13 protein-coding genes and 2 pseudogenes are annotated in these 13,706 nt (G+C 48.3%); 6 read left to right on the forward strand and 9 right to left on the reverse strand.

Going from position 1 to position 13,706, the window contains the following annotated elements:
- Positions 1-174: 174 nt before the first annotated feature.
- The 5 genes from PsAD37_RS19705 to PsAD37_RS19725 all read right to left on the reverse strand — a co-directional run bounded on the left by PsAD37_RS19705 (position 175) and on the right by PsAD37_RS19725 (position 4,765).
- A complete protein-coding gene (locus PsAD37_RS19705; RefSeq protein ID WP_063297583.1) occupies positions 175-606 on the reverse strand; it encodes a hypothetical protein in 432 nt (143 codons plus the stop codon).
- Complete coding sequence (locus PsAD37_RS19710; protein WP_063297584.1) at positions 606-1,373, reverse strand: AAA family ATPase; 768 nt, start codon at positions 1,371-1,373, stop codon at positions 606-608. Before PsAD37_RS19710 ends, PsAD37_RS19705 begins: the two co-directional genes overlap by 1 nt.
- 32 nt (positions 1,374-1,405) lie before the next feature.
- Complete coding sequence (locus PsAD37_RS19715) at positions 1,406-3,673, reverse strand: Mu transposase C-terminal domain-containing protein (protein ID WP_063297585.1); 2,268 nt, start codon at positions 3,671-3,673, stop codon at positions 1,406-1,408.
- Positions 3,670-4,125: a hypothetical protein gene (locus PsAD37_RS19720; protein WP_063297586.1), complete on the reverse strand. Its 456-nt coding sequence runs from the start codon at positions 4,123-4,125 to the stop codon at positions 3,670-3,672. Before PsAD37_RS19720 ends, PsAD37_RS19715 begins: the two co-directional genes overlap by 4 nt.
- Before the next feature lie 187 nt (positions 4,126-4,312).
- A complete protein-coding gene (locus PsAD37_RS19725) occupies positions 4,313-4,765 on the reverse strand; it encodes a helix-turn-helix domain-containing protein (protein ID WP_193778306.1) in 453 nt (150 codons plus the stop codon).
- Between the two features lie 129 nt (positions 4,766-4,894).
- Between PsAD37_RS19725 and PsAD37_RS19730 the strand changes: the two genes are divergently transcribed.
- Complete coding sequence (locus PsAD37_RS19730; RefSeq protein WP_063297588.1) at positions 4,895-5,572, forward strand: XRE family transcriptional regulator; 678 nt, start codon at positions 4,895-4,897, stop codon at positions 5,570-5,572.
- Positions 5,573-5,789: 217 nt separating this feature from the next.
- Positions 5,790-6,065 (forward strand): annotated as a pseudogene (locus tag PsAD37_RS19735) (integrase core domain-containing protein); the annotation flags it as partial.
- Between the two features lie 369 nt (positions 6,066-6,434).
- Here PsAD37_RS19735 and PsAD37_RS19740 read toward each other — a convergent pair.
- From PsAD37_RS19740 to PsAD37_RS19755, 4 genes are all read right to left on the reverse strand, one after another.
- Entirely contained in the window at positions 6,435-7,574 is a 1,140-nt protein-coding gene (locus PsAD37_RS19740) for a mandelate racemase/muconate lactonizing enzyme family protein (RefSeq protein WP_063297590.1), read from the reverse strand.
- 69 nt (positions 7,575-7,643) lie between these two features.
- Positions 7,644-8,678, reverse strand: a complete 1,035-nt coding sequence (locus PsAD37_RS19745) for a DctP family TRAP transporter solute-binding subunit (protein ID WP_063297591.1) — start codon at positions 8,676-8,678, stop codon at positions 7,644-7,646.
- Positions 8,679-8,708: 30 nt separating this feature from the next.
- Complete coding sequence (locus PsAD37_RS19750; protein WP_063297592.1) at positions 8,709-9,998, reverse strand: TRAP transporter large permease; 1,290 nt, start codon at positions 9,996-9,998, stop codon at positions 8,709-8,711.
- Complete coding sequence (locus PsAD37_RS19755; RefSeq protein ID WP_063297593.1) at positions 9,995-10,528, reverse strand: TRAP transporter small permease; 534 nt, start codon at positions 10,526-10,528, stop codon at positions 9,995-9,997. Before PsAD37_RS19755 ends, PsAD37_RS19750 begins: the two co-directional genes overlap by 4 nt.
- A gap of 303 nt (positions 10,529-10,831) precedes the next feature.
- On the opposite strand from PsAD37_RS19755, the gene PsAD37_RS19760 reads away from it, so the two are divergent.
- From PsAD37_RS19760 to PsAD37_RS29535, 4 genes and pseudogenes are all read left to right on the forward strand, one after another.
- The gene (locus PsAD37_RS19760) at positions 10,832-11,512 is read left to right on the forward strand and encodes a FadR/GntR family transcriptional regulator (RefSeq protein WP_063297594.1); all 681 of its coding nucleotides are present in this window, start codon (positions 10,832-10,834) and stop codon (positions 11,510-11,512) included.
- Between the two features lie 16 nt (positions 11,513-11,528).
- Entirely contained in the window at positions 11,529-11,918 is a 390-nt protein-coding gene (locus PsAD37_RS19765; protein ID WP_063297595.1) for a RidA family protein, read from the forward strand.
- A gap of 45 nt (positions 11,919-11,963) precedes the next feature.
- The gene (locus PsAD37_RS19770; protein ID WP_063297596.1) at positions 11,964-12,731 is read left to right on the forward strand and encodes a creatininase family protein; all 768 of its coding nucleotides are present in this window, start codon (positions 11,964-11,966) and stop codon (positions 12,729-12,731) included.
- Between the two features lie 874 nt (positions 12,732-13,605).
- Positions 13,606-13,706: pseudogene (locus PsAD37_RS29535) on the forward strand (type VI secretion system tube protein Hcp); the annotation flags it as partial.

The raw sequence follows: 13,706 nt of genomic DNA on the forward strand, positions 1-13,706 counted from the left end.
ACTGACCGACCGGACACTTCGACCATCCCGTAAAACAAGACGGCGGATCTTGGCTGCACTTTCCATCAATATCACCCGTTCATGCCCCGCGCTAAATGCACGGATCCTAACAAACAGGTGGGTCAATCTTAAACGCTCATAACCCACCTAACCGGGTCAATTTTGCATGCCGATTCACAGATAGCCTGCCTGAATGAGTGAGCGAAGATATCGCTGGAGGTTACTTTCAGGCTGTTTGTCCGAGGCTTGCGCTGCGACCAGAACAATATCAGATAGCGTAAACGCACCGGATATCTTCATTGCATTCCACGCCCGCTGCCGCAAAGAATTGCGCCGGGGTGTACGCTTGTGCTTTTGCACTCTGCTGCTTCCACCAAGAGGAATAACCAGCCCATCATCAGCAGCTTGTCGCCCGGACTGCGTGAGCTGGTAACAACCTCGTTCCACCCGTTCCAGATAACCTTTCATGGTGAGAAAACCGGCAGCTTCAATAATTTGCTTGCGCGAGAGTGAGAGGGCGGTGTCGGCATCCAGCATCTCAAGCGTCTGGCATTCTCCGCCTTTCAGGTGATGCAACAGGGCCGTCGAAATCAGGGATTTAGCCATCACAGCGCCCCCGGAACCATGATGGGACGGTTGGAGGACCGGTCATTGATGATGGTCACACCAGCCATGTCTACCATGGTCAGCCCGCCTTTACCGGGAGGGTTTAGCAATCCATGGCGCTCAATATTGGCGATGGCCTCTAAAATTTCGCGGTTAAATCCACCGGAGACCTTGCGGATGAATTTGAGCAGATCGTCAGCCACCGGCACTTCACAGCGGCCATCCAGCAAAGCCCGCACATCGTCTTCAGAGCATTTTTCAAAACGAACCTTTTGAGAGACACGGGAGGCGACCTGCGGAAAGCGGGTCAGGTTATCATTGACCTTGCCCATGCCCACCAAGATGACAGGCAGTTCAATCATGTCGGAGATATCCCGGATGGTCTCTAAAATGGCTGATTTACTGGAGACGTGATCGGCCTCATCAATCACCAGACCAAAAGTCCGGCTTTCAATGCCAGCAGAGGCCTGACGTCCGGCTAACTCTTCAAGCGCCTTGCGGTATTTCTTCTGGAAGGCATGGGGTGGATGCACCCGTAAGGCTTCCAGAAGCTCATTCATGAACCAGCTCGGCGTCCACTCTTTCTTGGCCCGCAGATATATGCTGCCCGTCTGGGCAACCCATTTTCGTAAAGTGGTCGTTTTGCCAAGTCCCGGCAGTCCGTCCACGACCACCAGACAAGCCTCCTGGGCACCGCGTTCATTGAGTGCTGTCAATGCGTTCAGGAACCGGCTCACATTCGAGGTCTTTACAAAGTCATTCCGCATCTGTTAATTCCTTAAGTGCGTTTAAAGGGGCGTCAGGCAGCGGCGCGGAGGAGAGTTCGAAGGCTCTCCGTGTCGATGCCAAGCGCTTCAAAAAGGTCCAGATAGGTCCTGTCGGTCACACAGTCCGACAGGATTTTTTTGTCCAGATCGGTCATCTTTTCAGGATTATCCAAGACCCAAACGGCAAGCTCTTCCTTGGACTTAAATACTGGCCTGCCGGATTTGGTTGTGGGATGAGGTTTCTGCTCTTGAGCTTCAATTGGTTCCGCCATGTGAACCACGTTCTCCGCGTCCCCAGAAGGTTCCAACACTACTGAAGAAAGGTCGTCGTCTGAGCTGTCAGTAAAGCCGGGAGCCGAAGCAAATACTTCCATGGGCTGCTCGCCAGAATGCTCCACGAGATAGCCCGGACGTTGCTCCTGCTCGACACGGCGCAGTTTATCTTCCAGCCGTTTGGCTGCTGTCTTGGCTTTCTTCTCGCGAGCGCTTTCGATAACCGGTTTGGGGAAGTAAGCTTGGCTGTTGCCTTCAAACTTGGCAGTGCAGATCAGTGCGCCCGGCGTTTCAACGCCCTCCACAAAGTCAAGCTCGCGCACCCATACCTGGCTGGCATCCAGCATGTCATAACAAACCATGACTTCCCGGCGGTCATACCGTTCAAGCTCCAGAGCGAAGTAACGGTTCTTTTCAATTGTAACGAGGCCGCGAGAAACCTTGCGCCGTACTGCCGGACGAGACAGGTCGTCACTGTCTTCCTTGGCAAGAGTGACGGCTCGAAAGCCATTTTCCTCGAACGTAGCCCAGCATTCATTGGGGGACATGTGCCGCTTACGGCCCGTGACCGGATCGCGCATTTCTGCAAGGCCAGAGTGTGGTCGGTCATTGTAGTATTGCAGCGCCCCGTCAAAAATCTTGAGGAACTCGCTCCAACTCACCAGAACATCAGACGCACCGGTTTCTTTGAGGTCACTCTTGATTTTCTTGTGCAGCTTCAGAGCCGCTTCCCGGTCCAGATCACGGCCTGTATAACTTGGCAGTGTTTTGGCAAGACGGGTGTAAACTGATCCGTTGAACCGCTCAATAATGCCGCGAGCCTGCGAGTTGTAGGCAATGCTGTGTTCTTTGTGCGTGCCAAGGCGGGACAGCATGCCCACAGCAGCTTCATCCAGCAGCAGGTTCTTGTAGCCCTTACCGTTATCGACGTAAAAAACCGCAGGCACCCCGTTTGCCATGCTGGCATTGCGCAGGCCTTCAGAAACGTCATAGGCCTTCTCATTCAGCCCGATGGAGTACCTAACGCATTTGCGGGTCACTATGTCCAAAATGCTGGTGATCTCAGGGCGGATCGGATTGCCGGAAAACGGGTGCCCAACAAATGCATCAAAGGTCTTGCCATCACCGGTATAAATATCGGTTGGCTCCAACCCTTCAGTTGACCGGCTCACATAGACCTTCCGGGCTTTGAGGGCGAGCAGACCTTCACGACCCTTATAGGCAGCAATCGGGTCGGCCTTCTTCAGCTTCGTCAAATATCGTTTCACCTGATCGTAACTTGGAGCCTGTGCAGGATCGTCCAGACTGGCCCGATATTGATCGAGTGCCAGCGCTAAAGTTGGCTTGCGCGGATCTGCATAAAATTTCAAAAATCCCGGTGCCCATTCGTAGCGGGAAGCGTTGAGCGCATCTTTTTTGCGTTTGCCGGGGATCAGGCCAGCAAAGCCGCTTTCCTTGAACGCCTTGCGCCAGTTGTAAATAGCGCGGCGGGAGATCCCGGTGCCCTTGTCCTTGGCTGTTCGCACCAACTGAAGTAACTGCTCTTCATCTGGTGTGAGCACCTCTTGGCCGAGCAGCACTTTCACCTTGGCAGTGAGCCCGCACACAGCTTTGTCATAGGCCATGCCGCGCATGACCAGCTGCTCCACCATCTGCAAGATCTGCTTGCGGGCTTCCGCAGCACGGCGCTGTGCCCCGTCAGCATCCGCCAGAGTCACTTTTGTTGGTTTTGGCGTTATTTCCTGCACAACAGGCACATCAGCGTTAAGGCGTTCAATGTTGAATCGGGCTTCTAACGCTTTGCGGGCGACCTCCGGGAGTAAGTCAATATGGTATTCCCAGCCGCCGCCGCGACCAGAACGTTTACGGGCAAGAGAAGTGGACTGCCAGTCCTTAGTTAAAGCGAATTTCTGAACGCCTCGTTTTGTTGCTGGGAAATTAGCTACGCCTAAGTTGGCGAGTTCCTGTGATGTAAACCACTCACGCTTTGCGCCATTATCCAACAGGGCTGGAACTGTTCCGCTCATTTTAGGCCCTTCCATTCTTTATCTGCTTGCTGGATCATCTTCTTGATGCGCGTTTGCGCTTCTTCCATCAGTTGTCGTTCAATTAAGGGGCGGTACTTACGGTCCACCACAATCATGTCGGTGCGAGCCAGCAGCTCGTTGAGCAGCTTTTTTGATTTCAAAACAGAGATGAGAGCGATCAGGCGATACCCGGCAATATTGCTGGCTTCCCGCGCTTCGCTTGCCCAGGCATCCAGACTGTCCCGGCTGATGGGTTCCCCAAGATGTTCAGAGAGGGCAGCTGCGATCTCTTCGCGGCTGCGACCATCTTCTTTCATGGCCTCAGAAAGGGCGCGGCAGACTTTGCCAGAAGGAGTCGACGAGCGAACCCGCGCTGGTTCAAAGCGGGCCTCCACCTGTGGCGGTTGCCAGCTCAGCAAATCGTCAGTGTGTTGGCAGCGGCGCGTTCTCATAGCGGGTATCCTGCCCGGTATGAAGCAACTGCTATGCATGACATCCAGGCCCACAGCATAAAGGCAGCGGTGAACACACTAAGGGCAAGCGCACTGGCAAAGTCTTTAAGGTGATTGTCGTGTCCTGCGTCATAATCAAAGCGATGATAAAATCGCAGGGCGACACATCGTGTTGCACGAGCCGTTCTCATGCCGCCGCCTCGGCCTCAGTAAGAGGAGTGTCAGCGAGAGATTGCTTTTTCTGACTAGCGCTCGGGCCGTGTTTGTCGCTATTGTAAATCACATGGGCAGAGCGCTTGCGCCGGTTCGGCCATAGCTGCTCTAATGGAATACTGAGATATTTGGAGATAAGCTCCGCACCGCGTCCGGTTCCGGTTTCCAGAGCCTTGGTTAACGTGGTACGGTGCATACCTTCTCTGGCGGCAATTTCGGTGAGCGTCCACTCTTTGCGGTGTAGCTCGGCCTTGATTGAATGCTTGTCCCATTTTACTTGAGGGGCGTGTTTAGCCATTGTATCTCCTGAAAAGCGGACTGTTGCAGCAGCCGCTTTTTTATTCACCGTGCGTCTCACCTTGGTGATTTGCACTTGTTGGTAACGAATGTAAGTAAAATAGAAATTTATTGCCATTACATCAAGCAATAATTTTCGTTCCCTCTTTGAAGAATGCATATAATAAGGCAATATTTTACTATATCATTGAAAATATTGGCATTATTTAGATGTGGGAACTTGCAAAAATAGGGGGAACTTCGGTTCCTAGTTTGCAAAATGAACAAGGAACTTGGAAATAACACGCTAGGGCGGCGCATCCGCAGCTGCGCAGAGGCGGTAGGGAGTGGCGACGAGCTATCAAGGATTACAGGCATCTCGCGACGCACACTTGAGAACTACCTATCCGGAAGCTCAGAGCCTAAAGCAAGCGGGCTTCTTACGATAGCCAAAGCAGCCTCCGTAACTTTGGACTGGCTTGTAACTGGCGAAGGGCCGAAAAAGCGAGAAGTAGCAGGTAGTGTTCAAGCAACAAGTTTCATTACCATCCCACGCGTTGATATTCAGTTGGCTGCTGGTACCGGCTCTTTGAACGGCGATAACATCGAAAAGCTGGAAGATATTCCATTCACCAAGAGCTTTTTGGGCGGAAAATTGGGGAGGCTTTCAGCAGAAGGCCTGATTATCCTCACCGCAGACGGTGACAGCATGGACCCGCTTATCGCTGATGGTGATTTAGTGATGGTCGATAAAAAACGTAATACGCTTTCAGATGGAGTTTACGCCTTCGTTTATGGTGGGTTGGCGCGGGTCAAGCGTCTACGTCCAACAATACAAGGTGATGTCGAGCTAATCAGCCAAAACCCTGAGTATAAAGACGAGCTGCTAAAACGCGCTGATCTTGAAGATTTTCATATCATTGGTAAAGTAGTGTGGTGCGGTCACCGCTTCACCTGAACTGGCTTCAAAGCACTCCAATTCAAACGCGCTGCTTTTATTTGCTCATTTTTGACCGTTATATGCACACCTAAGCGCCCATTTTGAATAGATTTCGCGCAACACTGTGCAAAATGAATTTCCCTGTCTCAAATGATATAATCTATAAATTTCAACAACTTCATTCATTTTCACCCACCTACACCTCTATGCAGAATGACAGCCCCCCCCCACAATAGACTTCACCGATGTACTCAAGCGTGAGAAGATCAAGATCTCCATGGATGGCAAGGGAGCATGGCGCGACAATGTTTTTATCGAACGGTTCTGGCGCACCATCAAGTATGAGGAAGTCTACCTCAAGGCCTACGCCAGTGTGCCAGAGGCCAGAAAATCCATTAAGCAGTACATCACCTTTTATAACCAGAAGCGCCCACATTCATCGCTTGACTGGAACACCTCGGATCAGGCTTACTGCACCCACCCGCAGCACATAACTCAAGCTGCTGCGTAATCGGAGCGGATCCACTTATAAAACACGCTCACCTGTCCAAATAAACGGAACCACCTCTGTCTTGTGGTGTTTAAAGTGCGAGCATACAGGGGAAAGCCTAGAGGTAGCCCTCTCTAGGCGCATAGGCGTTGACAGGTGTTGGAGGAACATCAAAAGAGGAACAGAAAGTTCAAATAATAAATGTTTGCTGAGATTACATTAGCAATCAAAAGCTCGTTTCCATTCGGTAATCTGTACTTAAGTCGCTTATTGAAAGGCTCTATCCTCGTGCCTTGTGATGGGCTTGAGAGCTTTGTATGAAAAGAGCAATGGTTTTGAAGAATGCAACGCCGATGCAAAATCTACCGGCGTTGTTGTTTTGCGGTTGATCTAGCCTACAACAAACTCAGTTGTCTTGAACTGGCTAATCGCGTCTTCATCAAGCTCAATTCCCAATCCGGGTCCTTGAGGAATATGAACGAAAGGAGGTTCAAACTTCAATGGTGTTTTAAGGAGATCGTGAGAGCGTATATGGCGTCCGAATATGTCACTTGGCCAAATGCAGTTTTGAGTAGCTGCGGCCTGATGCACATACATGGCTTCTAGAATTCCCAAATCCACTTCAGAACCATGCCAGAAGTAGAAGTTTGCGCAATGAGCAACCTGCGCTAGTCGATGGAAGGCTGAGAGACCACCATTAAAGTTAAATCCATCAACTGCTTGATGAGTCAAGGCATTAATAATGTCGTGCTGACGTTGTCCCTGCCAGATGTAAGGCAATGAGATATGTCTGATAATGCGGATGTCTGTAAACTCGCGAAGGGCTTTGTAGTCCTGAAGCATCCAAATCGGCATTGGATCTTCTAAAATCATAACGTTCCCAACCTTCTCAAGGCCACGCACTATTTTCTTTGTTTCTCCCAGGTTTTCGAATCTCTGATTGGGATCAAAAATCACCTTCATCTTGGGAGCATGTGCCGCAATTTTTTCACACATGCCAACGACATCATCTTCGAGATCTGCTTTGAACTTGATCGTTTCAAATCCTAGGTCCTGATATTGCCTTACCCATGGGCCAACTTCATCCAAAGTTCTGTGGCTGGACCAAGCAGTAACTTTGACCTTTTCTTGAAGCGCTCCTCCAAGCAGTTTGTGGAGGGGGAGGCCTTGTAGCTTTGCAGCAACATCCCAAATCGCGCATTCAAATCCGTCATATTCTCGTGAGAGCAATATAGGTAGTTGCTGGAGACTGAGGTCTTCGATGGCAACGCCTAAAAGGCTATCTGCGATATCTTTTACCAGCTTGGTATTGTGATCTCTCATAAATTCGCCACAGCCAACCGTGCCGTCAGATAGTGTCATGCGTACAATGAGCTTTGGTAGCTCATCAAACTGAGTTGACCATGTTCCTTTTGCTCCCACGGGAAGCATATGCAATGGCTTGTTCAGTGTGGCAGAGTTGATAACGCCTGGATTTGCACGAACGATGACTTCAGTGAATTCAAATTTCTCGATTGTATGCTTTGTCATTGGGGCTACCGATAGTGACAGGAGAAAATGGTCGGAGATAAACCTCCGACCATGAAATCTTTTTGATGTCTACTTCAGATAAACAGAGGCATTTGCTTTATTGATTGCAGCTTTAAATTCTGTCAGTAGAGTTTTTCCGCTGTCTGTCAGAGTTTCATCAAAATACTTGTCCATCTCGCTCACTGCAACTTCGCGCATTCTGGCGAGCTCATCCTTGGATGGGGTGTTTACGACCATTTTTTCCTTGAGATCAATGGTGTCTTCGGCTTCAGAAATACGACCCAATCCACGCGTTGCAACAACAGCTTCCATGCTGGAAGCACGCAGGATGTCCTGTTGTTCTGGTGACAGACCTTCAAAGAACTGTTTATTAACAAGGAAGAACAACGGGTTATAGAGATGCTTAATCAGGCTTGTCGCTGTCTGCACTTCGTAGAGCTTTGTGCGGTATACGGTTGGGACTGGATTCATTTGTCCATCAATTACACCTGTCTGAAGACCAGTGTAAACTTCGCTCCAAGCCAGCGGATAGGCTTCTGCGCCCAAAGCTTGAAGAAGACGCTGATGTGCCGGCACCGTCATCGTCCGAATGCGCATGCCTTTGAAGTCTTCCAGCGTTTTAACTGGCTTCTTTGAATTGGTTAGTGCAAAGAAGCCGCCTGGATCGGCAATGCCCAAAACCACAACATCCCCAAGCTTTGCCTCAATAGCTTTGGCCAGCTTTGTACCAAACTCACCTCCATATACTTTGTAGACGGAAGCCATATTGTCGAAAGCGAACGGTAAGTTCAAAATATCTAGGTCAGGGTACACAGGTGTCAATGAACCAAGAGATGCGATCGTGCCCTGAATGATTCCGTCTCGAACCTGTTGTAGTCGCTCTTCACTGCTGCCTAATTGGTTGTTTGGATAAATTTCTACATCAATATCACCATTGGTGGCAGCTTCAACAGATGCACCTAATACAGCGGAATAGGCGTGTGTCACATTTCCTTTTGCTTCCGGAGGTGCATCATGGCCGATACGCATCAGTTCAGCGTGCGCAGCTCCTCCCAAAAGAGCGGTCATGCAAACGGTAGCAAGCAACGTTTTTAAAGATCTCATGGTATTAACTCCCAATTATGTCCAGAGATTTTAGAAGCCGAGCAGTCTCGGAATGAAGAGGGCTACATCCGGCAAGAATGCAAACCCCAGTAGTATGGCTACTTCCAAAAGAAGGAAGGGCCAGAGATCTTTCATGATCCCACCAATCCTCTCGCCGGTTACAGACGAAAGTACAAAGAGGCACGCGCCAATTGGTGGGGTCATAAGAGAAATATTCAGAGCAAGGACGACGATAATACCGGCATGAATGGGATCTAGACCAATTTGAGCCATTATTGGCAAAAGGACAGGACCCATGATGATAAGCACGGCGGCAATATCCATGACCATGCCGAAGGCAAGCAGGATGCCAATCAACATCAACAAAATGAGGTCTTTATTGTCGCTGAGGACAAGCAAACCTTTGGAGAGATTCTGTGGAATGCGCTCAAACCCAAGCCACCAGCCAAGCGCTGATGCAATCGCTACGATAAGAAATACAACGCCGTTGATGCGAGCAGTTCTCGCCAAAATCTCGGGTAGGTCTGAAAGCTTTAGATTTTTGTAAACGAACATGCCGATGAAAAGAGCGTAGCCAACAGCGATAGCGGCAGCTTCTGTGGGCGTAACAATACCGCCCAAAATGCCTCCAAGAATGATACCGGGCATTAGGAGAGCCAGAAACGCTTTTTTGAAAGCAGCCCAAACAATGCGCCGACTAAGGAGGATATCTTCGCGAGGAAGATTTTTGGCTCTGGCTGTGAGAGTTATCATTGCCATGCACAGCAGCGTAATAACAGCACCAGGAAGGATCCCTGAGGCAAACAAGCCCGCAATAGAAACCCCCATAATGGAACCGTAAAGCACCATTAAACTAGAGGGTGGGACAGTTGGCCCTACGATAGAGCCAGCTGCTGTAATTGCACAGGCATAGGACCGAGTATAACCGTTGCGTACCATAGCAGGAACAAGAGTTCTGCCAAATGCAGCCGCATCTGCTGTAGCGGATCCCGAGACACCAGCAAACAACAATGAGGCGAGCATATTTGTATGCGCCAAACCTCCACGCCAATGGCCGACAAGCGCCTTGGCAAACAGGAGAATTCGATCTGTAATACCGGTTTTATTCATGATTTCGCCGGCCAAAATGAAGAACGGCATGGCCAAAAAAGCAAAACTGTTTAAGGCTGAGAAAATTTTACTTGGGATCATGACGAGGAAGTTATTATCAACGATCCCACCACCAAGAGCGATATAACCGGCAAAAGTAGCAACCCCAATTGCGACCCCAATTGGCAACCCAATCAGCAAGCTAACAACAAATAATAGTGCAACGATCACTGGTCTGCCTCCTGATTTGCTCCGTTGGAAACATCCACTTCCAATATTTGAACGGGAAGTTTGCCGAAATCACGGATAAACACGAGAGAAAGCTGAACTGCGGTGAGGAAGAAGGACACACCGACCGCAGCATGAGGAACAGTCAGAGGCATTCCAAAAATTGAGGTACGTGTACCGAGGGCCTTAAAAGCGAAACTGATAGATAGAAGAGCAATACTAAAAAAGACGGCGATGCTCACAAGATCAATGAATGCAGCAAGCAGCAAGCGCTGCTTTTCTGGTACTTTTTCGTAGATAAATGAGATGAAGACATGTTGTCTTCGGTACATAGCCGTCGCAATCGCTAATAGCATGGTCCACACCATTAGGTAGCGCGCCGCTTCTTCCACCCAGATGACCTGCCACTTGAAGATGTAACGATCCAGGACTGCGAACCATACGTCGAAGAGTAAAACGGCGAACATCGCAATTATAATCTTGTTCAGTACAGTGTCGATAATCCGAGAGGCTTGCCCACAAAAGCTGCGCATATAAATCTCCCACCAATGAAACGCGCATAACGTCTCTGTTGGACCAATCACGAGCCAGATTCGCATCATAATTGGACCTTATTGGATCTATATTGGACTGAAATATCTATAAGTCAATGAAAATGAATTGCGTATTACGTCGCCTATACTCTACAAATTTGTGGTGATATATCGAATATTGGGTCGAATTGGTTCTATTTTGGTTGATTATTCAATCCATTGCGATCAAAATGGTGCAGCTAAAGAGAGTCGGGTATATTAGGACCTCATAAAGTTTTGTTTATTTGGGGAAATACGAGAGTTATGAAACAGGACGCACACTCGATAGATCTTCATACTCACTTGCTGAATGCGTTGAGAAATGGCGACCTTAATCCAGGGCAACGCCTGCCGACCGAGCGTGCATTTGCAGATCAGTTTGCTGTTAGTCGAGGAGCGGTACAACGTGTGCTGCAGAACCTTGAAGAGAAAGGTTTGATCTTTCGAAAGATTGGTAGCGGTACATTTGTTTCTGATCACCTTGATAGCGCTGTCGAAACGTTTGATCATGGTGTGGATATTACTAAGGGTAACTTGGCAGAACACGTTGAAGCCAGAGCTGCATTCGAACCCTGGGTCATTGCCACTGCAGCACGTTATGCCACCTCAGAACATAAGCAGGAGCTGCGTAACCGTTTAAAGCGTGTTTCTAGTCCTGAAGATTGGCTCGACTACAAAGAAGGTGTTTATCAGTTCTTTCGTCTTCTTTATGAGGTCACTGAAAACGGCTTTCTCCTACATATTTTCGATTTAATCATCAAGGCACGTGAGGACGTTCGCTTTGGCGGTGAGCGGCCCAAGACTCGCGTAAGTTTGGTCATCAGAAATAATATGGTTCGTTCTTTAGAGACCATTGCTGAGCCTGTAGAACAAAATGACCCGGAGAAAGCTGAGGCTGCAAGCCGTGAATTTCTCGACAAAATGATACTGAGCGTAAACACATAAGTGGAGGTAAATTCACATGGAAATCGGAAAGCATCTTCCCTCAGAGGCAAGCCAACATGTAACAGCTGGCCCATACTCACCGGTCTTAATCGTCAAGGCAGACAAAATTGCTCTGATTTCAGGTCAGGCGCCTCTTGATGATGAAGGCAACGTGATTGGTGAAACGATTGAAGAACAAACACGCGTCACACTCGACAATTGCCTGAAGCAACTTCAAACAGTCGACTGTGATCTGGGCGATGTCTTCAAAGTCAATGTATTCTTGACTGACTTGGAAGAGTGGGAGCGATTTAACGTCGTTTACCAAGAGTATATGCCAGAGCCGCGACCTGTGAGGACCGCTGTTCAAGCAGGATTACTCTCTACATTCAAAGTCGAAATTGAGATGTGGGCGGTGCATAACTAGACCTTTGTGGTTTGTATGCTGAATTGATTTATTTGGGAGAATGCCGTGATTTGGGAAGATCTGACCACAGAAAATCTGGGCAAGATTGACCGTGAAACGCCGGTTGTTTTGAATGTTGCAGCAATTGAACAACATGGTCCTCATTTGCCGTTATCAGTAGATGCAGATATTGGTGAATTCTTTTTAGGTGAACTCAATAAATGTCTGGGCGATACAGTACTAACTCTGCCGTCTGTCAAAGTTGGCTGTTCTGAGCATCATATGGATTTTGCTGGATCCCTTACTGTTACTCACGAATCTTTCATGAATTATGTACTCGGTATTCTTGAATCGGTTCTTCATCACGGCTTCAAAAACATCCTTATTCTCAACTCACACGGCGGTAATAATGCAATTGGAAAAGTAATTGCAGAAAAACTGGGAGCACGATGCGGGAAGAATGCCCGTATTTTGTTTACAGCTTGGTGGCGCGCTGCCTCCGAACAATTGGCTGCAATTTCGGACACAGGGAAGCTTGGAACAGGTCATGCATGCGAATTTGAAACCTCTGTAATGCTCTTGGCTCAGCCACAAAAAGTAAAGCTAGATCGCATGCCGCTTGGGTTGCAGTTTGTCGAGGTTGGAGAGCGTTATGATGCAGGCTTGGTCGGTGGAAACTCGGTCGACTATATTCGGTCGATGAAACGGATCTCAGGTGGGAGTGGCATTGTGGGAAATCCAGCAACAGCTAGTGTAGAAAAAGGACAGTTAATCACTGATGTTGTCATAGCAAATCTTTCAGAAATTGTGAAAGATATGAAGAATTTACTGTGAATTGCGAACGATGCTACCCGAGCATATGTGTTTTCGACGATTACTCAGCCTTCTTTTTTAATAGAAATTTATGTCTCTGATTTCAGCGACACTTCGTCCTACGCGTCAACAGCTGTATTCGTTTTGACCTGTGCGGTACATCGTTTGGTGTTGTGTAATATCGGCGAAGTTAGTGTATGCTGGGTCGTTATTTTAATGAATTGGCAGCTAACTTATTGAAAAAAATGATAGTTATATTTTCTTCATTAGAGCCCCATAACCTGAAGGTCGTAGGATTCAAATCCTACCCCCGCAACCAAATATTAAACCCGTTAAGCCAAAAGCTTAGCGGGTTTTTTGTTGCCTAGAGTTTGAAAACATAACAACACGGATAATTGCAGCCTAGCTGCCATTTCTAGAAGAAGCTGTTGGGATGGCCATATGGGGCTTAGAAGCGCTCAATCCAGTGCCTTGTCTTTGAACTTTTGTTCGAATTTTCCTATATATTTCAAAGGCTGACCTATTTTGGCTCAAGTTGGGCCAAAAACGGCCTGCTGTTTATTATGTTTATCAGTTACTTAGCTTGAGTATAAGTAGGTCAATAAGTTTTGAGCCATTTTTTGCGTGAGTTTACGTTGCGGATTTTATTTACAACTCCGCAATGTTGTTGAATTTAGACGTATTTTGAAAATATTTCCTTTGTAATTTCAATGAATAAGGGTGAATTGCAAGTTTTTGCGACTATTCCCCTCACTTTGGCATACAAGTTGCAGTTGTGTTGGTACGCAGCTGCAGACTGGTGTCTGGGGCTGTGGCCCATTCTCATCAAATGGGGTTCATTTATTTGTTTTGCTGCGTCTATCCGCAATCGGAGGGCGCTCACCAGGAGCATACTATGCCAACACCCGCTTATATCACCATTGAAGGGTCAACTCAGGGTCCAATCACTCAAGGCGCGTTTACTGAAGATTCCGTCGGTAACGTGTGGCAGGAAGG

The organism is Pseudovibrio sp. Ad37, from assembly GCF_001623075.1.
Taxonomy (GTDB): Bacteria; Pseudomonadota; Alphaproteobacteria; order Rhizobiales; family Stappiaceae; genus Pseudovibrio.